We start from the raw sequence: 24484 nt of genomic DNA, 5'->3' as shown, positions 1-24484 counted from the left end.
CTCAGTACGTAAATGTTCATTACGGGGCTTTTGGCATGTTATCTACCCAATAAACATCAGCGGCAAGACGACCTTAATAGGTAAAAGTGAGCTTATTACTGACTAAAAATGTAATGAGAGAAATTTTAATTTGCGTCACATCGCCTTGTAGGGGAAAATATGGCTTCACAATTGCCCGCTAGACCTTACAAACAAGCAGGAGAGAGCATGTCATCTCGTAAAGTACTCGCTAACGCTATTCGCGCCTTAAGTATGGATGCGGTTCAAAAAGCCAATTCTGGTCATCCAGGTGCCCCAATGGGTATGGCTGATATCGCCGAAGTGCTATGGAATGATTTTCTAAAGCACAATCCAACTAATCCTAACTGGGTCGATCGCGATCGTTTTGTTCTGTCAAACGGTCATGGCTCTATGCTTATCTACTCTTTATTGCATTTATCAGGCTATGAGTTGCCGATTGAAGAGTTAAAGCAATTCCGTCAATTACATTCAAAAACACCTGGTCATCCTGAGTATGGTTATACTCCAGGTGTTGAAACCACCACCGGTCCTTTAGGCGCAGGTTTGAGCAATGCTGTTGGTATGGCGATTGCCGAAAAAACCTTAGCGGCTCAGTTTAACCGTCCAGGTCACGATATTGTTGATCATTTTACCTACTGTTTCTTAGGTGATGGCTGTTTAATGGAAGGTATTTCTCACGAAGCCAGTTCATTAGCCGGCACATTAGGCCTAGGTAAGTTAGTGGCATTTTGGGATGACAACGGTATTTCTATCGATGGTCATGTTGAAGGTTGGTTCACTGATGATACGCCTAAGCGCTTTGAAGCTTATGGCTGGCATGTTATTGCTGATGTTGATGGTCATAATCCTGATGCCATCCGTGCAGCAATTGAACAAGCTAAATCTGTCACCGATAAGCCATCGATGATTTGCTGTAAAACCATTATTGGTTTTGGTTCTCCGAACAAATCGGGCAGCCATGATTGTCATGGTGCACCATTAGGTGATGCTGAAATTGCAGCCGCTCGTGAGTTCTTAAACTGGCCACACGCTCCTTTTGAAATCCCATCTGATGTTTATGCTGGTTGGGATGCGAAACATAAAGGCGAGGCGAATGAGTCATTATGGAATGACAAGTTTGCTGCATATCAAGCTGCGTTCCCAGAACTTGCTGCAGAATATGATCGCCGTGTTTTAAAGGGTGATTTACCTGCTGATTTTGAAGCAAAAGCACAAGCCTTTATCCAAGAAAGCCAAGATAAAGCCGAAGGTATTGCGAGCCGTAAAGCGTCTCAAAATGCGATTGGTTTCTTTGGTGCTATGTTGCCAGAATTACTTGGCGGTAGCGCAGACTTAGCCGGTTCTAACTTAACTCTGTGGTCTGGCTCAAAAGGTATTCAAGACGATCCTGCCGGTAACTACATCTATTACGGTGTTCGTGAATTCGGTATGAGCGGCATTATGAACGGTGCGTCGTTGCATGGTGGTTTTATTAACTACGGCGCTACCTTCATGATGTTTATGGAATACGCGCGTAACGCAGTACGTATGTCAGCATTAATGGGTATTCAAAACATTTTCGTTTATACCCATGACTCTATCGGTCAAGGCGAAGATGGTCCAACGCATCAGCCGATTGAGCAATTAGCTAACCTACGTTTAACGCCAAATATGGCAGTATGGCGTCCATGTGATGCAGCAGAAACGGCTGTTTCATGGAAGGCGGCAATTGAGCGCCGTGATGCACCAACATCATTAGTTTTCAGTCGTCAGGGTCTTAAGGCTCAAGCGCGTACTGCGGAGCAATTAGCTAACGTTGCTAAAGGCGGTTATGTACTGTCTGATTGTCAAGGCACTGCTGATGTGATCTTAATTGCAACCGGTAGCGAAGTGCAATTAGCCATGGATTCAGCAGCTGAGTTAAGCAAACTCGGCCAGAAAGTGCGCGTGGTTTCTATGCCTTCTACGACTGAGTTTGATAAGCAAGATGCTGCTTACAAAGAATCTGTATTACCAAAAGGTGTCACTAAGCGTGTTGCTATTGAAGCTGCGCATACTGATTTTTGGTACAAGTACATTGGTTTTGAGGGCGGTGTTGTTGGCATGACGACCTTCGGTGAGTCTGCTCCTGGTGGTGATTTACTTAAGCATTTCGGCTTCACTGTTGATAATGTAGTAAAAACTGTCCAATCTTTAGGATAATCATCTGAGATTAAACACTTATCTATTAAGTGTTTAATCTGTATAATAACGGCTTGCAATATGATTGCAGGCCGTTTTTTTATGTCTTTTATTCACGTAAAATAATATATGCTAAATCACTTATATTTCAGTATTTTATCATGGTTGATTAAATAATAAGTGCCTAGGTTAATTACTCTGGACCCTAAATGATTCGAGTTGCAATTAATGGTTATGGCCGGATTGGCCGCTCAATACTTCGTGCCTTGTATGAGTCAGGAAAACGTCAACAGATCCAAATTGTGGCAATTAATGAGTTGGCAAAGCCAGAAGCCATTTGTCATTTAACCCAGTATGACACCACCCATGGTCGTTTTAAGCATACCGTTAAGCTAAAGGATGATCAGTTACTGATTGGTGAAGACAGTATTTTGTTGCTCAATCAAGCAGATGCTAAGTTACTACCTTGGGCTGAACTTGATATTGATATCGTCTACGAGGCCACAGGCAGTTTAATCGACCGTCAAGCTTGCGAGGCACACATTCACGCTGGCGCTAAACAAGTTCTTATTAGCCATCCTTCCTCTGCAGATGTTGATGCCACTATTGTGTATGGCGTTAATCATGATTTATTACGCCCAGAGCATAGTGTTATTTCTAACGCTTCTTGCACCACTAATTGTATTGTTCCAGTCATCGATGTTCTCGATAAGCATTTTGAAGTCAAAAGTGGTGCTATTACTACAATTCACTCGGCGATGAATGATCAGCAGGTTATTGATGCTTACCATGATGATCTGCGCAGAACACGCGCCGCAGGTCAGTCTATTATTCCGGTTGACACTAAATTAGCTCGCGGTATTGAACGTATTCTGCCGCATATGAAAGATAAGTTTGAAGCCATTTCCGTGCGGGTGCCAACCATAAATGTGACCGCGATCGACTTATCTGTCACGCTTGAGAAAAAAGTTAATATTGAACAGATTAACAGTGTGTTACAACGTGCCTCAAACGGCAGTTTTAATGGTATTTTAGGCTATACTGACGAGCCGTTGGTATCGTGCGACTTTAACCATGATCCCCGTTCAAGTATTGTTGATGGTACTCAAACTCGTGTCAGCGCAGGCCACTTGGTCAAATTATTATTATGGTGCGACAACGAATGGGGTTTTGCTAACCGCATGTTAGATACCAGTTTAGCGATGATCCAAGCAAAACTGGACCAATAACCTTAATCACATTTTGAGTAATGGGTGTTAACCGATTACACAGTAAAAATTTTGTTTTAACTTAAAAAGGAAAGGCTAATTATGGCAATTATAAACATGACAGATTTAGATCTACAAAATAAGCGCGTGCTTATTCGCGAAGATTTAAACGTGCCTGTCAGTGACGGTGTGGTGACCAGTGATGCGCGTTTACGTGCGTCATTACCAACGATTCAACTCGCATTAAAGAAAGGCGCTGCCGTAATGGTAATGTCGCATTTAGGTCGCCCAACAGAAGGCGAGTTTAATTCTGAGTATTCAATGCAACCGGTAGTGGACTATCTAGTTAAAGCACTTGATTGCCCAGTGCGTCTGGTCAGTGACTACCTTGATGGCGTTGACGTTAATGTTGGTGAAGTTGTGGTATTTGAAAACGTTCGCTTCAATGTGGGCGAAGGCAAAAACGATGACACATTAGCGAAGAAAATGGCGGCATTATGTGACGTGTATGTCATGGATGCATTCGGTACCGCTCACCGTGCTCAGGCTTCTACTCATGGCGTTGGTGTGTATGCTCCTGTTGCTTGTGCCGGTCCGTTATTGGCCCAAGAATTAGATGCATTAGGCAAAGCACTGGATAATCCAGCCCGTCCAATGGTGGCGATAGTGGGTGGCTCTAAAGTATCGACCAAATTAACTGTCCTTGAAAGCTTATCGACCAAAGTTGACCAGTTAGTCGTCGGCGGCGGTATCGCCAATACTTTTATTGCTGCAGCAGGTTATAAAGTGGGTAAGTCACTGTATGAGGCTGATTTAGTTGAAGAGGCTAAACGTCTTGTGGCTAACGCTCGAAGCCGTGGTGGTGATATTCCTGTACCAACCGATGTGGTTGTTGCCAGTGAATTTAGCCCGACAGCGGCCGCGACACTGAAATCTGTCAGTGATGTTACTGACAGCGATATGATTTTCGATATTGGTCCAGACAGTGCTGAAGCCCTGGCTAAGATAATTGAGCAAGCTGGTACCATAGTCTGGAATGGTCCTGTTGGCGTGTTTGAATTCGATCAATTTGGTGAAGGTACCAAGCGTATTGCTGAGGCCATTGCTAATTCAAAAGCATTTTCTATTGCCGGCGGTGGTGACACTCTAGCGGCAGTGGATAAATACAATATTGCCGACAAAGTATCTTATATTTCAACCGGCGGTGGTGCTTTCCTTGAGTTTTTAGAAGGCAAAGAACTTCCCGCAGTAGCAATGCTTGAAAAGCGTGGCGCTTAGTCCACACCAAGTATTGATGCCGTAAAACCAAATAATAACTATAAAAAAACTGCTCTACCACAGTGGCTGTTTAGCTGCGGTAGAGTAAAAAATCCGTCCAAACGATAGTGACCTAGGTGAGTAATCACCCTATTATTGGAGAACAAAAAAATGGCTCTTATCTCTCTACGACAACTGCTTGACCACGCTGCAGAGCATGGTTATGGCGTCCCTGCTTTTAACGTGAATAACCTTGAGCAAATGCGTGCAATTATGCAAGCGGCTGAAGCGACCGACAGCCCTGTGATTGTTCAGGCTTCTGCTGGTGCACGTAAATATGCTCGCCCACAATTTTTAAAATATTTAATGGCAGCGGCACTTGAGCAGTATCCTGATATCCCAGTGTGTATTCATCAAGATCACGGTACTGATCCTGACATTTGTCAGCGTTCAATTCAGTTAGGCATGTCATCAGTCATGATGGATGGCTCGCTAATGGCTGATGGTAAAACACCTGCGTCATACGATTACAACGTTGATGTCACTCGCCGTACTGTGGCATTTGCCCATGCTTGTGGTGTGTCTGTTGAAGGTGAAATTGGCTGTTTAGGCAGTTTAGAAACTGGCCAAGCGGGCGAAGAAGACGGTGTCGGGGCTTCGGGCATTCTTAGCATGGACCAAATGTTAACAACGCCAGAAGAAGCTGCGCGTTTTGTTGCCGATACTCATGTTGATGCATTAGCCATTGCCATTGGTACTAGCCATGGCGCGTACAAGTTTAGCCGTAAACCTACTGGCGATGTGTTACGTATCGACCGTATTAAAGAAATTCATGCGCGTATCCCTAACACGCATTTAGTCATGCACGGTTCATCTTCAGTACCGCAAGAATGGTTGAAAATCATTAACCAATACGGTGGTGAAATTCCAGAAACGTACGGCGTACCGCTGGAAGAAATCGTTGAAGGTATTAAGCACGGTGTGCGTAAAGTGAACATTGATACCGATTTACGTTTAGCATCAACGGGTGCTGTGCGTAAATTCTTGGCTGAACATCCAGCAGAATTTGATCCACGTAAATTCTTGAAAGCATCAATGGAAGCGATGGCTGACATTTGTACCACTCGTTATGAAGCATTTGGTTGTGCAGGTATGGGCTCTAAAATTAAGCCTAAGTCACTGCAAGCAATGTATAAAGCTTATCAATCTGGCGAACTTGATCCTAAAATCATGTAAACCTATTAACGCTAGCATAATAAATCAGCTCATTTTTTGAATGAGCTGATTTTTTTGTAACTAAATAACGAAAAATGTTGTTTTTTTAAACGTTATCCAGCATTATCCTCGCCTTAAAATTGACGCTAAAACGTCATCATTTACCCATACAGTCCAAATCTGTTAGCCCACTTTATAGTTGAATTAATTCTATGCTTGTTAAGCCTAATGCCCCGTTATCGCTATTTTCATTGACTTGGCCATTATTTGTTGATTTTGCTTTACACTTTTTAACTGCCGCAATTAACACCTTTATGATAAGCCATGTGTCTTATCAAGGTGTGGCGGCGTTGTCTGTTGGTAACATGGTATTTGAACTGGCAATTACGTTATTTAGTTTCGTCAGTATCGGTGCCAGTGTGGTCATTACCCAGTATTTAGGTTCGCAAAATAAAGCTGCTGCAAGTGCCGTAGTGTATTCATCCATTGGCTTTAATTTTTTAGTTGGCTTGGTCGCTGCGATAGGTATTTTATCCGGTTCAACCATGATGTTGAATTTAATGAATTTACCAGCAGAGCTTATGGCCGATGGTAAGTTGTATCTCCAGATTGTTGGTTTATGTTTAATTCCTGAGGCGATGGCCATGTGCTTAGCGGCGGGAATGCGGGCACATGGTTTTACTCAGCAAGCCATGTGGGTGACGTTATCGATGAATATCATCACTTTTATTGGCAACTTACTATTACTTTATGGTTGGTTTGGTTTGCCACAAATGGGTGTCGCTGGTGTGGCTATAAGTACCGTGGCTGGGCGACTCGTAGGTGTGAGCATTATGATGCTATTGTTTGTGCGTTACACAAAAATCCCATTGCACTTGCCGAGTATTTTGCGCCCCAATAAAGCCATGCTGAAAAAGGTGTTTCACATTGGTTTACCTGCCGCGGGCGAAAACGTCTCGTGGATGTTGCAATTTATGGTCGTCACTTCATTTGTTGGCTTAATGGGCGATAAAGCCTTAGCTGCGCAATCGTTGTATTTTCAAATCTGTATGTTTATTTTATTGTTCGGCTTATCTATCGGGATCGGTAATGAAATTATTATTGGCCATATGGTGGGGGCTAAGCAATTAAAAGCCGCAGAGCTGCAAATGTATCGAGCATTAAAGTTAGGTCTGATTGTGACCAGTATTGTGGCTTTATTCGCCGCAATATGGGGACCAAATCTTGTTGCTTTATTTACGGATGAGCAAGATATTATTGTGCTGGTGGGGCAGTTATTTGTCATCACACTCATTATGGAACCGGGTAGAACCTTTAACTTAGTGGTGATTAATGCCTTAAGAGCCAGTGGTGACGCCAAGTTTCCTTTTTTCATGGGAGTGTTTTCCATGTGGTGTATTGCTGTGCCTGGTGCTTATTATCTTGGTATTCATCTTGAGTTTGGCTTGCTGGGCATTTGGGCTGCTTTAGCCTTGGATGAATGGGTTAGGGGATTAGCCATGCTATGGCGCTGGCGAAGTGGTCGTTGGCATAATAAGAGCCTAGTGGCCTAATACTTGAGACAAGACTATTTTTTCAATTTTGTGATCAAAGTGGTAATATGCGTGGAAATTTTAGACATACACCCTCCATTAGATTTTTGTAAATTGTAAATATAGGACGAAATGACATGAAAAAACTGCTAATTGCTGCAGCTATTACACTAACCATGCCATTTGCAGCACATGCTGGAAGTGAGTTTGTTGAAGGCGATGCGACTTTAGCTGGTGAGGCTGAAGTAGGTGCCACATTAACGACAGGTAACACTGATACTTCTTCGTTTAAAGCGCGCTTAGCGTTAAAGCAAGAATTGGGTAACTGGGAAAATCAGTATGTGTTAGAAGGACTGTACAAAGAAGACACTAAAGAAGTGACTGCAAAGCGTTATTTTCTTGGGGTGCAAGGTAACTACCAGATTAATGATGTGAGCTATATGTTTGCTAACACAAACTATGAAGTGGATCCATTTACGGGTTACGATTTAACGTCTACCACGTCTGCCGGTTATGGTCATCGCTTTATCGATACTGACAGAATGTCTTTAAAAGCAGAGGCTGGTCCTGGTTATATTTACCAACAACTTGATGAAGAATCATCACTTGCTGAAGGTTACGATAGTCAAGACAGTATTATTGCTCACGCAGTTATCGATTTCCAAACTAAGATCAGCGACTCATCTAAGTTCCAGCAGAAATTTATTGCCGATTGGGGGTCTAAATTAGATGCTCGTTCTGAAACATCACTGACTGCCAATATTATTGGCGCATTAGCGATGAAGTTTGCCGTTATTGTTCGTTATAACAGTGAACCGCTTGATGATAAAAAAAGCACCGATACTGAAACAAACATGACATTACTTTATGCATTCTAAGTTAATGTTCAAGCGACATTAATACGGGTAACGTTTAAAAAAGCTGGCTTTGCCAGCTTTTTTTATGCTCGTTTGAAATGGTGTCATATCATCAGTCTTGATACTTATTGCGACCTTGCATGTCTCAGTATGTTAGTACTATTTTATAGGCTACCTGTTATTGGTTCGACTTCTTGATCCCATCTCTCAATCTGAATTTTGCCATAGCTCCAATGCGGTAATTTAGTCCTTTCTACATTCGTTATCGTGCAATTAAACCTCGCGCAAAAAAACGCTATATTCGCGGACTGGTTCACGAATTAGTTATATTATCCGCTGGATAGTCGACTTAGCAGCCATTAGGTTCTCAGTTTGAGAGTATACTTTTTGTATCGGTCGATACACTGGAACAGTGCGATGCAAATAGGATGTTGTTGGTTCGACAGTACGCAACGATTATTGATAGATCAGACCTCCGCTGTGCAGTGGCATTTAAATGATCGCGAGTATTGGGTCGTGAGTCAATTAGTCCAGCATCGTGGTCAAGTCGTGCCGCTATCTATACTTGAAGCTGTGGCGATTTCAGCTGACAGCCCTCAGCCACTATCTCAAGTTGAGCTGCTAGAAATTATCGACAAAATCACTGATTATTTGTGTAACAACCATAGCAATCTTATTGAGTATGTACCTGATCAAGGCGTTATTTTATATGCTTTTGCAAGCGCCAAACACACCAAGATATTTGAGCAACCTAATAAGCTATTATCTGTAGGCCAGTATCTATTTATTATTGTCATTCTATTAAGCGTATTGTTATTTGTTTACTCTAAACTTAACCCTCCAGAGCTTACTCAAGCTGATGTAGTACAGCAAATATTGGTCTCAGATGGTCGTATTGTTCAGCTGTTTGTATTTGGTAATAATAATCCGCAAGATGCGCAATTACATGCGGATTGTTTATCTTCGCAATTACGCTTATGTCATCATATCCGCTGGGACTCCATCAATATGACATTATCATCTAATCAGCATTACGTTAGTTTTACCTTGGGTGACTCCACAGCAGAAATACCATTAGTGAATAGCATTAAAGTGAATGTTGATAATATGAGTGTGCCATTTATCACTCAAGAATGGCTATTAAAGGTGGCCATTTGTGGCTAGATCATCGAATCGATTGTCACGCATTAAGATGCGCAGGTTGCTGCAGTCAAAACGCGGTAAACTTGTTTTTGTACTAAGTTTTGTATTAATGATTTTTCTTATCACCAGTGTGGTTAATCGTATTGCCAATACTCATACGGTTTGGCATTTTGATTGCTATGCCGACAGTTATTTCAGTCATCAAGGAGAATCGTCATTAAAGGTTGATAAAAGTAATTTATGGTTGAGCTTAGACATTGATCACCATCAAGCTAAACTGATTTACAAAATTGAGTCAACGGTCCATGGTACTGAAATAGCCCAGCTAGTCGGTAAGGTTGACCATGTGGATATGGGCTCATTCACATATCATTTAAGATTAACTCTTCAGCCCACACTTTGGCAAACTAGCAGTCGATTAAAGCCCTATTTACACAATGAGTTCGGCATTATGGCCTCTCAAAAAATAGAGGGGGTTAGCATTGCTCAGCAAGTACAGGTGATTGACTTAGATAATGCATTAACCAGTGCAACACTTAAATTTCTTCCCAGCAATAACGTTTGGTCTTGCCAGTTAAGATCGCCCGATACCGCTCACTGATTTTCATTGAATAAATTAACTTTTAGCTTAATATTGCCTTTGCGGTATAGTAGCTAAGCGTTAATGAAAAAAGGTGTGTGAAATATATAGTGGCAAAAGTTAAAGTAAAACAAGAAGAAGCGTTATCAATTAAGTTCAGTCATCAAATGGGCCCCGGTGATCAGCGGGTATTTGACCTGTATTTTTATTTGCCTACAGAAATGGGTATTGGTTCGCATACCTTAGATGAAGAGGACTATTATCATAGTAGTATCCTTGGGCGTCGCTCTTATTATTCTAAAGGGCTACATCTACCCTTAGTCCAGTCTCGTTTTGTTAGTTTAAACAAGCGTACCTTAGAAGAGTTTCGCTTGTATCTTAATTTATTTGCTTACCAATTTGCCGTTGCTATTGAAACGGATGTCAAAGAATTACAACAAAAAGTCGATCCTAATGAGTTTTATCCAGCCTTGGATGAGCTTTGCGATGTTGTGACTCAATTACTGAAAAAGTTTCGTCGCAATGCTCCGAGTGATCCTAAGTGGAAATCGTATTTTGAGCATGCCGATAATTATTTATCTTGGTTTTGTGAGCAGCAGTTATTAAAGACACTGGCGCGAAGCCCCAGAAGTGCTGATTTTAGTGATGTTAAAGACAAGGTATTAAATGCATGTCGAGGTGAGAATCACTATAGAGAGCAAGAGTGCAAATACAATTCTGTGCAAACTCAGCTAGATGCTAATCGAATTTCCAATAAAATGCTCTTGTTAAGACGCTTAATCCAACAAGGTGTGGTGTTAAAAGAAGAGTTAAAACCCTTAGGTGTCGGTCTCAAAAAATTTGTTACTGGAGTCGCTACTGGGATGGTGATGTTGGTGGTGTCGGCATTGATTATTAAAGCCCAAGGTTTTTTTAATGAATTAACCATGACCCTATTGTTAACATTAGCGGTAATTTATGGTTTCAGGGAAATATTTAAAGAGGATTTTCGTAATGCGATGTGGCGTTACATCCAACGTGGCCGTCCAAGATGGAGTCGTATTTTACGTGATACCACTACTCAAACTGTAGTTGCTAAGCAGTTAGTTTGGCTCGAATTTATGCGTAATCAAGATATTCCCAAAGCGGTTTCGGATATCATGAGGCAACGTCACAGTCAGAATAAAGTCGACTCAGAAGTGCTGCATTATCGCATTGCGACTAAGGTGACAAATAAGCCTTTTGAGGCCGATTATTCGCAAATACAAGAACAAGTGAACTTCAGCTTAGTTCCTTTTGCCCGTCATCTAGAGCGAGGCAAAGCCAAAATATACTCAGAAAGTGAAGGTAATATTAGTAATGAGTCTGTTGAACGTCGTTATCAAGTTAACCTGGTTGCTGTGCTCCGTGATGGCAAGGAACAACCTGAATATGCTCGTTTTAAAGTGACCATGAACCGTTCAAGTATTGTGGAAATTAATGAAAGTAAACTGCCTGATAATGTTCAACCTTTCAGATTAGAGTCTGACGAAGTCCTTCCTGAAGTTGTTAGCCCTGCGCAGTCGCACACTTAAGTTACTCAGGAATAAGGCCATTGATGTCCCATTTCCTGGTACGTTATCAAGGTTGTCAACAAACACATCACCTGACGTTAAGCCATGCTTTGTTAGGTGATGTAAGCCGTCAATTTTAGCCAATGTTATTCGTTTCATTATTACTTGGTCGAGTAAAAGCTTGGCAAATATTTTGATCTACAGACTGTTTCGCGCGTTTTAAGGCTATTTCAGCATTGGTAAGATATTGGTCTAAATTTTGTGCTGGTTGGTAGCTGGCAATACCGATATTAATACCTTCTGCTAAATTTTTCTCTTCCAAGGTTTTCATCATGTTAATTGCGTATTGATGCGCTGAATTGGCATTGGTATCTGTAAGTAAGATAACCAGCTTTCCGAGCTGCCATTGCGCTATTTGATAATGAAGCGGTAACTCAATCAGTAATTGTAGCTCAATGTCTTTTTGGCGTTTCTCAAGCTGACTCACATTACCCATGTTGCTAAAAATACCTTCTGGATTAATGTCCATCACCAGTAGGCTAGAGTATTTTTTTATTGAGTCACCTAGGTTGATAAAGTAATTTTCAAGTTCATTTAAACGCAGCACTATCGCACTACGATGGCCGATAACATTACTGCTGTTTTTAGCTAATACAGTGGGGGTTGTTTGCTCAAACGTACAAATAAGATATTCAATGTCACCGTCAAATGTTAATTGGCCGACTAATGTTGTTTTTAAACAATGATCATATCGACTGTGGTTAAACGGCATAATCTGTGCAGTCCATTCTCCCTGTAAACTGATTTGCGCGGTAATATTTTGCCATTGATTACTGACTTCGTCGCCGAGTAAAGTCGTCAGTGAAATATCAGTGTCTCCGTGTAAAGACATCAGTTGATCAAATTGGTCATTACATTTTATGAGCACTCCGTTGGCATCGGTTAGCGCGGTAGCAACAGCGCTATTACTCATTAGTTGATACAGATAGGCTTGGCGCTGACTATCAAATAAGGCACTAATATCTTCAAAAGTGATCAGCCAATAATGTTCATTACTGTTGGGGCACTTTTCACTGCGAATATGAGTTTGTAACATACTACTATTCTGCGTTTCCAAGCTGATCTCACCATGCCATTGTTTATCTTGGATTAACGCCTCTTTAATCTGATTTAAACGATCATCATCCAGATGCAGTACCCGTTGTAAACTGCGATCTTTTAGGGCATCAATTGACAGCGATAGCGCCGAAGCCGCTTTGGCATTAGCGCTCTGGATCCGGCCGCTATCATTAACAATTAAACAGCTTAATTCACTGTTAAACAAACCGTTACTCAATTGAAGACTATTTTGGTTTGAGCGACGCTCAAGCACAAATCTATGTCTTAATATCACTAGTAAACTGGCTAAAAGTGCGACTAAGCATCCAGCGATAATGAGTACTATGCGCCATTGCTCATATCGAGCAGAAATATCATCATGGCGAATGTACGACAATAAAAAGTATTCTCTCTTGGTTTCATATTGGCTGGTTAACTCAACCTTAAGGTATACAAATGTGGCATCTTCACTATGAAACTGGCCAAAATTATTCATTGCCATTACACGCCATAATTCTGGATAAGTTTGTTTTAAACTGGACCCCAGAGTGTCAGGCATGCTGTCTAATGGCTCAGGTTGATTGGCACCTGCATACAGAAAGCCTTGGGTATCAAGTAAAAGTAAGGGGGAATTCTGATTAAAAAAAGCAGGTTTTATTGTTTCAAGTAATTTAACAATAGAATTATAAGTGACCAAATAACCTTTAATACTCTGATCAGGATTTTCTATCCATGATAACTGGTAGAAATACGGCTCTAATATGCCATCAACAGGTGTAAATGCCATGGGTGAGGTGTAAATATCATTACCCCCCATATTCCTCCCCGAGCCCAATAATGCTGCGGGAAGTTGCATATTATTGAAACTCCCTGTGGTCGAAAATTGCAGTTGTCCTTGGGGATTAAATAATGCAAGTCCAAGCAGTTCTGGAATATTTTTCGTTAATGAGTCCCAGCTTTCGATCGTTCTTGATTGCAGTTGTGCAGAGGGTTTTTGCAGGTATTGTCGCAGTAATTCACCTTTGGCAAATGTCTGGGTTCTAAACTGCAAAAATGACACTTTGTCAGAGGCTAACGACGCAACAGTCTGTAATTCACTGTAACGTTGATCGGCCCAATCTTCCTGCAGACGACGCTCGCCTAAATTAACCACCATACTCGTAACGATAAACACCGCAATTAATAAAATAATCAATTGGCTTAGCAGCGAAAGAATATGCTGTTGCGACCAATGGGTCGCTTGTGAAGAAATTAATAACGAGTTTGAAGAACTCACTGCTGTGTGTTTAGACATGGTGCCACTTTTTTAGCATTCTCATGCTGGCAATACTAGCATGAAGCCGGCGTTGGCGAAAATGTCTGTGCACTAATCGAATAGATTTGTTTAACCGATTATATCTAACTCGCGTTGTTTAAATATTGCGCCGTTTTTTTCAGCGATATTGCGGCAATGTTCAATGTTTACATTAGCCAGCCCGTTGATAGCACTGACATGTACTTCAGGTATGAATTTCGGCGCAAGATGAATAAATTCAAGTAACGCTTCATAGGACCCTGCTAGTTTAGGCCGGCAATGTTGCTGGTATGCTTCAGGGGTATCGGCATTAAGTGAAATTGACAGACTGTCTACACATTGGCTTAGCTCGGGTAAAATATTACGGCGATGAAAATGGTTACCCAAGCCATCGCTATTTAGCCTTACACGTCCACCTTGGGCTTTTATCGCGTGTGCAACCTGCAGCAAACACTCAAGGTTTAAGGTGGGTTCACCAAAGCCGCAAAAAACATATTCTGCTACTTCCTGCACATTACCCAATAGGGGAAATATATCGTCAGCAGTAATACGTTGAGACAAGGATAAGTCATATTCATGTATTTGCTTAGAACCATTATGCTTAGGACAGAACTGGCATCTTAAGGTACATCTTGCGGTAATGTTCAGATAACGGTGATGACCTATATCGTAAACTAAGGTTGGCATGGCTGAGGAGGTGTTCATAATGGCTTTTTATCATCAAGATTATAGCGAGTATTCTAGCTAAATATTCAGCGTGACTATGTTGCTTAGCTCGCAGTTTTTAAAGCAAAAAAAACAGAGCCATGTCAGCTCTGTTTTTTTAGGTTAATAATCGGGTTCATTGGCTTAATGTTGCTCGTCAGAACCTAAGGGTTCAGCAAGGGTTTTAGGTTGCCACCACCAAGAGAAAAATCGTCGCCATAGGCGTTTTATATCATCAAGAATAATGTATAAAATCGGCACTAGAATTAACGTCACTACGGTAGAGAATAAAATACCAAATGCTAGTGATGTCGCCATTGGAATAACAATTTTAGCCTGTAAGCTTTTTTCCATAATGATGGGCACTAAGCCAACAAAAGTGGTGAGTGAGGTTAAGATAATCGCTCTAAAACGGTAACAACCAGAATCGATAGCCGATTGCAGCAGCGACTTGCCTTCTTCACGCGCTCGGTTAACAAAGTCGACTAAAATAAGCGAGTCGTTTACCACCACTCCAGCGAGTGCCACAATGCCACATAAGCTCAGCACACTCATTGAAAGCCCGAGAATATAGTGGCCAAACAAGGCGCCAATCATACCAAACGGAATAACCGACATAATGATTAACGGTTGTGTGTACGACTTTAATGGGATGGCCATTAAGGCATAAATAGTGAACATGGCAAAGAAGAAGCCTTGGGCTAAACCGAGCATGGCATTTTGCTCATCCAAGCTGCCGCCATCCAAAGCAGAAGCCACTTTGGGGAAACGCGCGGTTAATTCTGGCAAGAAGTCTTGCTGAATTTCGGCGACCACTTTTGATGGCTCAACATTGTTTTTATTCACATTGGCGCTAATGGTGATCGCTCGGCGACCATCAACCCGAGTGATCGATGCGTACGACTCACCCAGTTCGATATCGGCTACGGTTGAAAATGGCACCGAGGCGCCAGATGGAGTGCGGATCAGCATGTTTTCAAGATCACCCATAGTACGACGTTGTTCTAGTGGGTAACGCACCATGACTTTGACTTCTTCTTTATTACGTAAAATTCGTTGGGCTTCATAACCATAAAAGCCGTAACGAACTTGGCGTGCTAAATCTGACAGTGTTAATCCTTGTGCTTCAGCTTCTGGACGAATGTTTAAGCGGATTTCGTGTGAACCCGATGAGAAGTTATCGGTAATATCATACACGCCTTCATAGGTAGCCAGTTTTGCTTTAAGCACTTTAGCGGCTTCAGATAACTGGTCTAAGTCCGTTGCCGTTAAGCGGAATGATAAGTCACCACCGGCATCGTTGGTACTAGCATTGATATTAAGTTTTTTAACCGATAATAATTCCGGTAACTGTTTACGCCATTCTTCAGCAATTGCGACACCGTCGATTTCACGGTCTTCGCCTTTAGTCAGTTCGGTAAATACAAAGGCACTGCTGCGTGATTTCAATTCGATATAGCTATGCTTTACCATAGGGTAACCGTACTGTTCTTCAAGCTTAGTGTTCATTTTATATAATGCATCTTCGACTTGTTGCAGTACTTTTAAGGTATTTTGCTCAGAGCTGCCTTCTTCCATTTCAAGCTGAACTTGAATAAAGTCCGACGGAATATCAGGAAAGAAAACCCAGCGCACTTTGCCGCTTTGTACTAATGCAAGTGACAAAATCAGTACCCCAACAAATACCGCCACTACGCTGTAACGACGCGAAATGCAACGCTCTAAAAAGTGACGATAAGTGTGGTGGATAAAGTGCTGTAACCATTCATTGATGGCAAATTTAAGCCGCGAGAAAGGATTAGTTGGTGTGGTGCGTTTTTTGATTTTCATGTGAGCCAAATGCGCCGGTAAAATCAATTTTGATTCAATCAACGAAAATGCTAAACATAAAATCACCACCATGCCGATGGATTTCCAAATGATACCCATGGGGCCAGAGACCATGATCATAGGTACAAAGGCGGCAATGGTAGTGAGTACCCCAAATGTGGCCGGCATTGCCACTTTTTGCACTCCTTTTACCACGTTATCTAAAGAGTGGCCGTTTTCTTCTAGCTCGGTATAGGCGCTTTCTCCGATGACAATGGCGTCATCGACCACGATCCCCAGCACGAGAATAAATGCAAACAGTGTCAACATGTTGATCGACATATTAAATGGTTCAAGCGGCATTAATAACATGGTGCCTAAAAAACACACAGGCAAGCCCATCATCACCCAAAAGGCCAGTTTAAGATCTAAGAATAAGGCTAAAATAATAAACACTAATAGAGCACCGTAAAACATGTTCGACAGCATCATGTTCAAACGGCCTTGCAAGTAGTGGGTTAAATCACCCCAGGTATCCAGTTGAATATTGTTCGGTAAGGTTTTTTTTCGTTCAGCGACATAAGCTTTAACTTGCGACGAAATATCTAACGCGTTTTGATCGTCAATACTGGTGATTTCAATCACTGCAGCGGGCTTGCCGTTAAAGCGGGTGTATTCTAAACGCTCTTCAAAATCATCATTAATGGTGGCCACTTGCGGTAGCATAATCCGGCTGCCATCGGCACGGGTCTCTACCACTATTTGGGCAAAATCATCGGCAGTATAAGCTTGGCCTTTAGTCCGCAGAAGAATGTCACCGTCTTGGGCACGAATTGATCCACCAGGCAAATCAATGGATGAGTTTTGAACCGCTAACGCCACTTGGGTGAAAGTAATGCCATATTCGCGCAGTTTGTCTTCAGACAGCTCAATACCAATTTCGTAGTCGCGAACACCAGTGACTTTTGCGCGAGTGACTGCAGGTAAGTCAGTGATGTCGTCTCTGATTGCTTTAGCCATTTCCTTCATGTCATGTAGGCTCATGTCGCCATAGACAGATACCCAAATAACATTGTTTTCTGGCTTTATTTGGTAAATATTAGGTTTTTCGATGTTATCTGGAAAGGTTGCAATAGCATCAATACGCAACTTAGCTTCATCTAGGACTTGCTGAACATCGTAACCGTCTTCAACTTCAATGGTCACCGAGCCCACACTGTCGCTGGCAACTGACGTGACTTTTTTGATGCCGCTAATATCTTGAATTGCTTCTTCGATTTTAATATTAATCCCTTCTTCAATTTCTTGTGGCGCAGCACCTGGATAGGCCACATTAATATTGATGAGGTTTAATTCGAAGGTTGGAAATATTTCTTTATTAATAAGAACGGCACTAAACAAACCGCCAATAAGCAATGCTGCCATGAGTAAGTTGGCCGCGACACTGTTACGAGCAAACCAGGCGATAATTCCTTTATTCGTTTCCATGCTTATTCACCTGCCGTCGGCGCGACTTGGATGTCAGTATCGACTGGAGTGATCTTGCTTTCTTCGCCGAGTACTTTTATTTTCTGACCGGCATTCAAGCTGTTAATACTCGTGGTTGATACGCGCTCATTTGCTTTGAAACTGCCTTGAATATAAATATTGTCAACGTCTGAACGAATAATATTCACAGGGCGTATTTCGATAATATTGTCTGCGCTAACCACTGCTACTTGACCATTGCGCACTACGTGACGCGGCAGCTTTACCACATCATTCACCGTTCGCCCAGTAATCACTGCGTTAACAAAGCTGCCGTATTTTAACGGTAATTGGCCTTCGGTTTTATGGTTACGTAAATACGGGTCATGTATTTCTGCGACCAGATATACCATGCGAGTTTGTTCGTCGATAACGTTTTCGCTGCGAACAATTTCGCCTTGCCAAGTGACTTGCTTGCCGGCTAACAATGCAGTCAATGTGACTGCAGTTTCAGGATTATCAACAGACTCTAAATACGCGAGATCTTCATTTGCTAAAGGCAATCTAATTTCAGCAATACTGGTGTCGTATAGCTCGCCTAAATTAGTTCCTAGTGTAACGTACTGACCTAAGTCAACATTACGCGCCTTAATGATACCGTCAAATGGTGCTCGGATAACGGTGCGGGCTAAGTTTCGTTGTGCACGGGCTAGTGCTGCTTCGGCATATTTAACGTTAGCTTGTTCTTTTTTGAGTTGTGGGATACGTAATCCCAGCTCTGGTGGTAAGCCGTTACCAAAATCTTTAAATTCAATTTTAGCGACTTCGCCGCGGGCTTTTTCTTCATTCAATGCCGCCGTCGCTTGAGCAAGCGTTGCTTCAGCCTGCATGAGGTCGGCTTCATAATCTGACGGCTCTATAATGGCAAGTTGCTCACCTTTTTTAGCCACACCACCAGCAACAAAGTTAGCTGAAATACTGAGTAAGCGTCCTTGAACTTCTGTGACTAACTGGGTTTTATACTTAGGATTCACTACGCCGTATGATGGTAAGTTCAGCGACAAGGTTTGCGGGGTGACGGTTTGCACATTAATAATCGGCACACTGATCACTTCATCTTTTTGTTCAGGGGCTTCTTTGGTGCTGACCAATAATATCGCTGCGGCGGCAAACACGGCGATGATCAATAGCGGTGATAATCTTCTAAGTATGGTTTTTATCATTTCTTTTTGCGTATCCATGCTGAAATAATGCTGAAAGATTGTTAACTACGTTGGCTAACAAGTTTTACTGATTAATATTTTTACTCATTATCTCTAAATTAACAGAGTATGAAGCGTATCTGAATAGCTTAATGTAAATAAAATGTTTCAGGGTTTCATGTTTTTTATCATTTGGTCCCGAAATATCAGTAAATTGATTTTTTTACGGTGTTCGTATCGGGGTATACCATACCATTAAATTTTAAATTGTTATTAATTAGTTGGTTAGGTTGAAATATTTGCCTGGGTGTTTTTTGAGCTGAAATTAACATTTGTTGACACTTTCTTGCTCTATTGCCTCTAGTTAATAATGATATATAACGGTTTAGATATAAAAAAAGCGAATTACAGAGTAATTCGCTTTAATGCTGTCTAGTTAAGGCTGTCGAAGGAAGCCTAGATAAACCTAAATACTACTTTTTCTTGTATTTTTTTGATTTCACTCGAGCATCTTTTGCGTTGGCTTTTTTCTTTCCTGGCACCTTGGCTTCTTTGTGCTTAGGGCGAAGCTCTTCAATAACACGGCGTTTTAGCGGTAGCTCAATGTAGCGTTCAATTTTAGACACTATGCGCATGTCATGGGCTTCAACTAATGAAATGGCAGTGCCCTTTGCACCAGCACGTGCAGTTCGCCCAATGCGATGAACATATGCATCAGCAGAGCGAGGCATGTCAAAGTTAATCACATGAGTAATGTCATCAACATCAATACCGCGAGCTGCAACATCAGTGGCCAATAGCACATTGACCTCGCCTTTAGAGAAACGTCCAAGTGCTTGGAAGCGCTTTTTCTGTTCCATATCGCCGCGCATAAATGCACAAGGGATATTCGCTTTGAGTAATAGGCCTTCAAGGCTGGCAACCATTTCGCGCGTTTTAACAAACACTATGGTGCGTTTAACATTTTCTTGTTGAAGAATATGACACAACAAGGCAAATTTATGAGCTTGATCATCGGCCAAGTGTACCCACTGATGTACTTTGGCTTTTTCACTGCGCGGTGCTTCAACATCGACCATTACGGGATCGTTTAACAATTCACGTGCAAAACGATTGACCCCATTACCTTCAAGCGTGGCAGAGAACAACATATTCTGTTTTCGACCCTGAGCTTCGATGGCAATTGATTGCACGACTGATGAGAACCCCATATCGAGCATGCGGTCAGCTTCATCAATAATTAAAATTTCAACTTCAGTCGCGTCAAATTTATCTTTATCTAAATATTCCATTAATCGACCTGGGGTAGCGATTAATAAATCAACATTGTCTGCAAGAGCTTCTTCTTGTGGGCCATATGGCACACCACCGGTAATAATAACGATGTTGAGATCAAGCCCTGTTGCTAAGTGACTAGCATAACGATGAATTTGACTGGCTAATTCGCGAGTTGGTGTCAGCACTAAAATACGTGCTTGACCCTCAAAACGGCGTGGGAAATCGATAAGATGCTGTAAAGCTGGCAGTAAAAAACTGGCCGTTTTACCGGTGCCTGTTGGCGCACGCGCTAAAATATCCCGCTGATCCATGGCCAATGGAATGGTTTGCTGCTGAATAGTGGTAGGGGTGTTGTGTCCCATGGCCTTGAGTGACTCTAATAAGCTAGGGTCGAGCTGGAAATCTTCAAATTGCATGCGCTGGTCTCGCTGAAAAATAGTTGAGTATTATAGCTGACCTAATGAGTAGGCTAAAGCTTTAAGTAGAATGGGCGGCATAAATCTATCATCGTTTCGCTGTATCGCCCTTGTTTATCGCGGATCGTCATCTGCTGATACTGAGTTTCAACCGGTGGAACAGTCAATATTGGTTGTTCAGTTACCGCTAGGTGATGCTGAATGGCCAATATTGATCGGTTAGCGAGCTTTCCCTCAATGCTAATGATATCAAGTTGCTTGGCAACGAATAGACCATAAGCATTAAGTTGTTGTGTAAAGCTCGCTAAACTTTGTTGCGGTAAAATAACACTTGCAGTGCCCTGGGGAGCAAGTAATTTGCTGATCACGCTTTGTAACTCACCGAAAGACAAGGTGTTCGTGTGTCTTGCGTCTGCTCGAGCGCTATTTTTAGCCTGGGTACCTTGCTCAAAGTAGGGCGGGTTACAAATAATATGATCAAATAATGGCGCCGAATCGTTGAGGTGCTGTAGTTGAAAATCTTGAATTGCACCATGGAAGAGTTGTACCGTTTCAGGCCAAGGGCTTTGTCTAATATTATGTTGGCAAGCATTAGCTGCTGCAGCGTCTATTTCTACAGCAATAATACGGCGGTGTTCAGGACTGCGCTGGGCCGCCATTAGGCTGAGTAGGCCACTTCCTGCACCAATATCAAGAATATTGTTCGACTGTGTTAATTCAGCCCAAGCTCCGAGTAAAACCGCATCTGTACTAACAGCCATACCACATTCTTTATCATCAATATGAAATTGTTTAAACGTAAAAGACATAGATAATTGATTACTCTTTCGGCTGTTTGAATGACTCGGACGAGATCATAACTGCTTTAGTTTTTACTGTCGCGTTTTAATTACCGACCTCTATCGTGGTTGATTTTTTGTTATGTTAATTAACTTAACATTCATAGGTGTGGTGAATATGTGCGCAAGTCTTGCCATAAATAGTAACTAAATCGTTTATTTTGCTTTTATGAGGTGCTGAAGCTTGAGTATTTAAGCGATGTTTGCTATTAGTTTGCGCACTTTTTTAGGCTTAAAGCTGAGTAAAAGGTCTAATTAAGACTGTTTTGACAGGGATGTGATGCTGAGTACTGAGCTAGCGATTTATTTCGTTACTTTCAAAAAAAGTTTTACTATTTTTAAGTGTATTTTTAACTTTACAATTTATTGCTCGTTCAGCTCATCAGTAGCTAATTAAAGCGTAATCAATTAGGTTTGTTAAAAAACATAACAATAAAACGAGGCTAGTAGTGCAAACAACTAAAATGAGTGTAACTGATACGCTAGGGTTAGGCTTTATGACCTTTGCGTTCTTTTTAGGTGCGGGTAACTTAATTTTCCCACCTTTTGCTGGCATGCTTGCTGGCGAGAATATGTCTTTTGCAATGTTTGGATTCTTAATAACTGCAGTAGGAATGCCTTTGATAGGCTTAATCGCCGTGGCGAAAGCCAACGGTAAAGTGATGGCGTTATTACCAGCCTTTGCTGCCACCGCATTAGCAGTGGCGATTTATATTATTATTGGCCCTGCATTTGCCGCCCCGCGTACCGCTTTGGTGGCGTTTGAAATTGGTGCAAGACCGTTTATTAGTCACCCAGATGCATTGATGCTGCTCGGTGGGCAAGAGTTTAATATTGCGCAATTGATTTATACGTTAGTGTTTTTCTCTGTTGTGATGTTTTTATCTTTATTTCCAGGCAAATTACTCGATAGCGTAGGTAAAATACTTACTCCAGTATTAATTATATTATTAGTCGGTTTAGCCAGTTCAGTGATTATTCTCCCCGGTGCAGCGGTAAATTTACCCGTTGGTGAGTATATTAATAATCCATTAACAAAAGGGATAATTGAAGGCTATAACACCATGGATACCCTGGCATCATTGATGTTTGGTATGTTGATTATTGATTTGTTACGCAAAAAAGGTGTTAACGACGCTGCCGATCAAACTAAGTATTTAGTCCGTGCAGCCTTTATTGCTGCTGGTGGTCTCGCGTTTGTGTATGTGTCGCTATTTTACCTAGGTGCATCTGCTGGCGATTTTGCTATTGGCGCAGACAATGGTGGTCAAATTTTAACTAATTATGTCACTTATCATTTTGGCTCAATTGGCACATTAATGTTGTCAACAGTAGTTACGCTAGCATGCTTAACGACTGCGGTTGGTTTAGTCACTGCTTGTTCTGAATTTTTTAACGAGTTAATGCCAAGCTTGTCTTATAAATTGTTGGTCGTTTTGCTCAGTGTGATTTGTGCTACCGTTGCTAACGTTGGGTTAACCCAGTTAATTAGCATTAGTATTCCAGTGCTAATGACCATTTACCCGGTCGCCATAGCCTTGGTATTAGTAACGTTTTTAACGGAGCGTTTTGCGAGACCTGAGTTTTCGCATCGTATTGTGTTAAGTGTTGCACTATTTTTTGGTATTTTTGACGGGTTACAAACCGCTGGTATGGACATGAGTTTCCTTGATTTTATGCCATTGCATGCCGAAGGGATGGCTTGGTTGCTACCCACGGCGTTAACAGCGATAGTGTGTTTGTTTTTACCTAAAAATATGCCTCAAAAAGCCGATATTTAAACTTTAAATAAGTCATAATATACCCATCAATATAACGACGTTATGATAAATTATCTAACGTCGTTTTTTATTATTTATTGGATATTGCTTTGGCCAAACCTGCTTATCAACCGGATCCATTAATTAACCAGTTTCTTGATGATCTATGGTCAACCAAGGGGTTAAGTGACAATACTTTGGTGTCCTATCGTACTGATTTACAACATTTGGATCGTTATGTATCGGCTAAAGGGATCCATTTACTCGATGTTGACCAAGCCCAATTACGCGACTATCTAGCTATGCGCTTTGATAAACAATTTGCCAAAAGCAGTACCGCTAGATTGCTTAGCAGTTTACGGCGTTTTTATGCTTACTTATTAGTGAAGCAAAAAATTAGCCAAGATCCGACCGCATTAATTAAGTCGCCAAAGCTCGCGCGTCAGTTACCTGATACCTTGTCGGAGGCACAAATTGACAGCTTATTATCTGAGCCGAATACCGATGAACCTATTGAGCATCGTGATAAAGCCATGTTGGAACTCTTATATGCAACCGGCTTGCGTGTAACCGAGTTGGTCAGTTTAACCATGGAGCAAATTAGTTTGCGTCAAGGCTTGGTCAGGGTGATGGGTAAAGGCGGCAAAGAGCGCTTAGTTCCTTTAGGTGAGTTGGCTATTTCAGCCGTTGAGCAGTACATCAAGTTTGCTCGTGCTGAGTTATTAAGTATGAAGCAGTCTGATGTACTATTTCCATCACGACGAGGGCAAATGATGACACGGCAAACCTTTTGGCATCGGGTTAAGTTGTATGCTGCAAGGGCGGGCATTAGCTGTCATATATCACCGCATACGTTACGGCATGCTTTTGCTACTCATTTATTGAATCACGGTGCAGATCTTCGAGTTGTCCAACTTTTATTGGGACATAGTGATTTATCCACCACGCAAATATATACTCATGTAGCGAAAGTGCGTTTACAGCAGTTGCATAGCCAGCATCATCCGCGCGGTTGAGTGCGATAATGATCAAATCGTTACATTTTAAGCATGTCAGTCTAGTTGCGTTAACGAAACTAAGTCTGTAAGTTTTATTCACTAAGTCGGGTCTA

Annotated in this window: 17 protein-coding genes; 11 read left to right on the top strand and 6 right to left on the bottom strand. The window is 41.7% G+C overall.

Going from position 1 to position 24484, the window contains the following annotated elements; genetic code table 11:
- Positions 1-207 precede the first annotated feature (207 nt).
- The 9 genes from tkt (at position 208) to H5164_RS06100 (ending at position 11526) form a co-directional block, all read left to right on the top strand.
- Positions 208-2202 (top strand): transketolase, encoded by a 1995-nt coding sequence (tkt, locus tag H5164_RS06140; protein WP_124018038.1) that lies wholly within the window; start codon positions 208-210, stop codon positions 2200-2202.
- A 188-nt stretch (positions 2203-2390) separates the two neighbouring features.
- Positions 2391-3410, top strand: a complete 1020-nt coding sequence (gene epd, locus H5164_RS06135; RefSeq protein ID WP_182755284.1) for an erythrose-4-phosphate dehydrogenase — start codon at positions 2391-2393, stop codon at positions 3408-3410.
- A gap of 81 nt (positions 3411-3491) precedes the next feature.
- Complete coding sequence (locus H5164_RS06130; protein WP_124018036.1) at positions 3492-4667, top strand: phosphoglycerate kinase; 1176 nt, start codon at positions 3492-3494, stop codon at positions 4665-4667.
- Positions 4668-4817: 150 nt separating this feature from the next.
- Entirely contained in the window at positions 4818-5882 is a 1065-nt protein-coding gene (gene fba / locus H5164_RS06125) for a class II fructose-bisphosphate aldolase (RefSeq protein ID WP_124018035.1), read from the top strand.
- Between the two features lie 191 nt (positions 5883-6073).
- Positions 6074-7414 carry an MATE family efflux transporter gene (locus tag H5164_RS06120; RefSeq protein WP_182755282.1) on the top strand — a complete coding sequence of 447 codons (1341 nt, stop codon included), beginning with the start codon at positions 6074-6076 and terminating at the stop codon, positions 7412-7414.
- 116 nt (positions 7415-7530) lie between these two features.
- Positions 7531-8271, top strand: a complete 741-nt coding sequence (locus H5164_RS06115; RefSeq protein WP_182722309.1) for a DUF481 domain-containing protein — start codon at positions 7531-7533, stop codon at positions 8269-8271.
- A gap of 396 nt (positions 8272-8667) precedes the next feature.
- Positions 8668-9414, top strand: a complete 747-nt coding sequence (locus H5164_RS06110) for a hypothetical protein (RefSeq protein WP_182755280.1) — start codon at positions 8668-8670, stop codon at positions 9412-9414.
- Positions 9407-9994 carry a hypothetical protein gene (locus H5164_RS06105; RefSeq protein ID WP_182755278.1) on the top strand — a complete coding sequence of 196 codons (588 nt, stop codon included), beginning with the start codon at positions 9407-9409 and terminating at the stop codon, positions 9992-9994. The genes H5164_RS06110 and H5164_RS06105 overlap by 8 nt, the downstream gene beginning before the upstream one ends.
- An 89-nt stretch (positions 9995-10083) precedes the next feature.
- On the top strand, positions 10084-11526 hold the full coding sequence (locus H5164_RS06100; RefSeq protein ID WP_124018030.1) for a hypothetical protein: 1443 nt from the start codon (positions 10084-10086) through the stop codon (positions 11524-11526).
- A 115-nt stretch (positions 11527-11641) separates the two neighbouring features.
- Here the strand turns inward: H5164_RS06100 and H5164_RS06095 are convergent, their stop codons facing one another.
- The 6 genes from H5164_RS06095 to H5164_RS06070 form a co-directional block, all read right to left on the bottom strand.
- On the bottom strand, positions 11642-13897 hold the full coding sequence (locus H5164_RS06095) for a PAS domain-containing protein (RefSeq protein WP_182696653.1): 2256 nt from the start codon (positions 13895-13897) through the stop codon (positions 11642-11644).
- 90 nt (positions 13898-13987) lie between these two features.
- Positions 13988-14602 carry a TatD family nuclease-associated radical SAM protein gene (locus tag H5164_RS06090; protein WP_182755276.1) on the bottom strand — a complete coding sequence of 205 codons (615 nt, stop codon included), beginning with the start codon at positions 14600-14602 and terminating at the stop codon, positions 13988-13990.
- A gap of 144 nt (positions 14603-14746) precedes the next feature.
- Positions 14747-17899, bottom strand: coding sequence for an efflux RND transporter permease subunit (locus H5164_RS06085; RefSeq protein WP_182755274.1), 3153 nt, complete (start codon positions 17897-17899; stop codon positions 14747-14749).
- 2 nt (positions 17900-17901) lie between these two features.
- Positions 17902-19101 carry an efflux RND transporter periplasmic adaptor subunit gene (locus tag H5164_RS06080; protein ID WP_182696895.1) on the bottom strand — a complete coding sequence of 400 codons (1200 nt, stop codon included), beginning with the start codon at positions 19099-19101 and terminating at the stop codon, positions 17902-17904.
- A gap of 452 nt (positions 19102-19553) precedes the next feature.
- A complete protein-coding gene (gene srmB, locus H5164_RS06075) occupies positions 19554-20774 on the bottom strand; it encodes an ATP-dependent RNA helicase SrmB (protein ID WP_124018025.1) in 1221 nt (406 codons plus the stop codon).
- A gap of 53 nt (positions 20775-20827) precedes the next feature.
- Entirely contained in the window at positions 20828-21583 is a 756-nt protein-coding gene (locus H5164_RS06070) for a tRNA1(Val) (adenine(37)-N6)-methyltransferase (RefSeq protein WP_182755272.1), read from the bottom strand.
- Positions 21584-22062: 479 nt separating this feature from the next.
- Between H5164_RS06070 and brnQ the strand changes: the two genes are divergently transcribed.
- On the top strand, positions 22063-23394 hold the full coding sequence (gene brnQ / locus H5164_RS06065) for a branched-chain amino acid transport system II carrier protein (protein WP_235781757.1): 1332 nt from the start codon (positions 22063-22065) through the stop codon (positions 23392-23394).
- Positions 23395-23483: 89 nt separating this feature from the next.
- Positions 23484-24389, top strand: coding sequence for a site-specific tyrosine recombinase XerD (gene xerD / locus H5164_RS06060; protein ID WP_182696649.1), 906 nt, complete (start codon positions 23484-23486; stop codon positions 24387-24389).
- The last annotated feature ends 95 nt before the right edge of the window (positions 24390-24484 follow it).

This window comes from Shewanella sp. SG41-3 (genome assembly GCF_014164545.1).
Taxonomy (GTDB): Bacteria; Pseudomonadota; Gammaproteobacteria; order Enterobacterales; family Shewanellaceae; genus Shewanella; species Shewanella vesiculosa.
The sequence above is the reverse complement of the archived record's forward strand: the minus strand, read 5'-3'. Positions and strand labels throughout refer to the sequence as shown.

Excerpts from the sequence above, each read along its gene's own strand:
- tkt (WP_124018038.1), top strand. The coding sequence starts at position 208 with ATGTCATCTCGTAAAGTACTCGCTAACGCTATTCGCGCCTTAAGTATG.
- epd (WP_182755284.1), top strand. The coding sequence starts at position 2,391 with ATGATTCGAGTTGCAATTAATGGTTATGGCCGGATTGGCCGCTCAATA.
- H5164_RS06130 (WP_124018036.1), top strand. The coding sequence starts at position 3,492 with ATGGCAATTATAAACATGACAGATTTAGATCTACAAAATAAGCGCGTG.
- fba (WP_124018035.1), top strand. The coding sequence starts at position 4,818 with ATGGCTCTTATCTCTCTACGACAACTGCTTGACCACGCTGCAGAGCAT.
- H5164_RS06120 (WP_182755282.1), top strand. The coding sequence starts at position 6,074 with ATGCTTGTTAAGCCTAATGCCCCGTTATCGCTATTTTCATTGACTTGG.
- H5164_RS06115 (WP_182722309.1), top strand. The coding sequence starts at position 7,531 with ATGAAAAAACTGCTAATTGCTGCAGCTATTACACTAACCATGCCATTT.
- H5164_RS06110 (WP_182755280.1), top strand. The coding sequence starts at position 8,668 with ATGCAAATAGGATGTTGTTGGTTCGACAGTACGCAACGATTATTGATA.
- H5164_RS06095 (WP_182696653.1), bottom strand. The coding sequence starts at position 13,897 with ATGTCTAAACACACAGCAGTGAGTTCTTCAAACTCGTTATTAATTTCT.
- H5164_RS06090 (WP_182755276.1), bottom strand. The coding sequence starts at position 14,602 with ATGAACACCTCCTCAGCCATGCCAACCTTAGTTTACGATATAGGTCAT.
- H5164_RS06085 (WP_182755274.1), bottom strand. The coding sequence starts at position 17,899 with ATGGAAACGAATAAAGGAATTATCGCCTGGTTTGCTCGTAACAGTGTC.
- H5164_RS06080 (WP_182696895.1), bottom strand. The coding sequence starts at position 19,101 with ATGATAAAAACCATACTTAGAAGATTATCACCGCTATTGATCATCGCC.
- srmB (WP_124018025.1), bottom strand. The coding sequence starts at position 20,774 with ATGCAATTTGAAGATTTCCAGCTCGACCCTAGCTTATTAGAGTCACTC.
- H5164_RS06070 (WP_182755272.1), bottom strand. The coding sequence starts at position 21,583 with ATGTCTTTTACGTTTAAACAATTTCATATTGATGATAAAGAATGTGGT.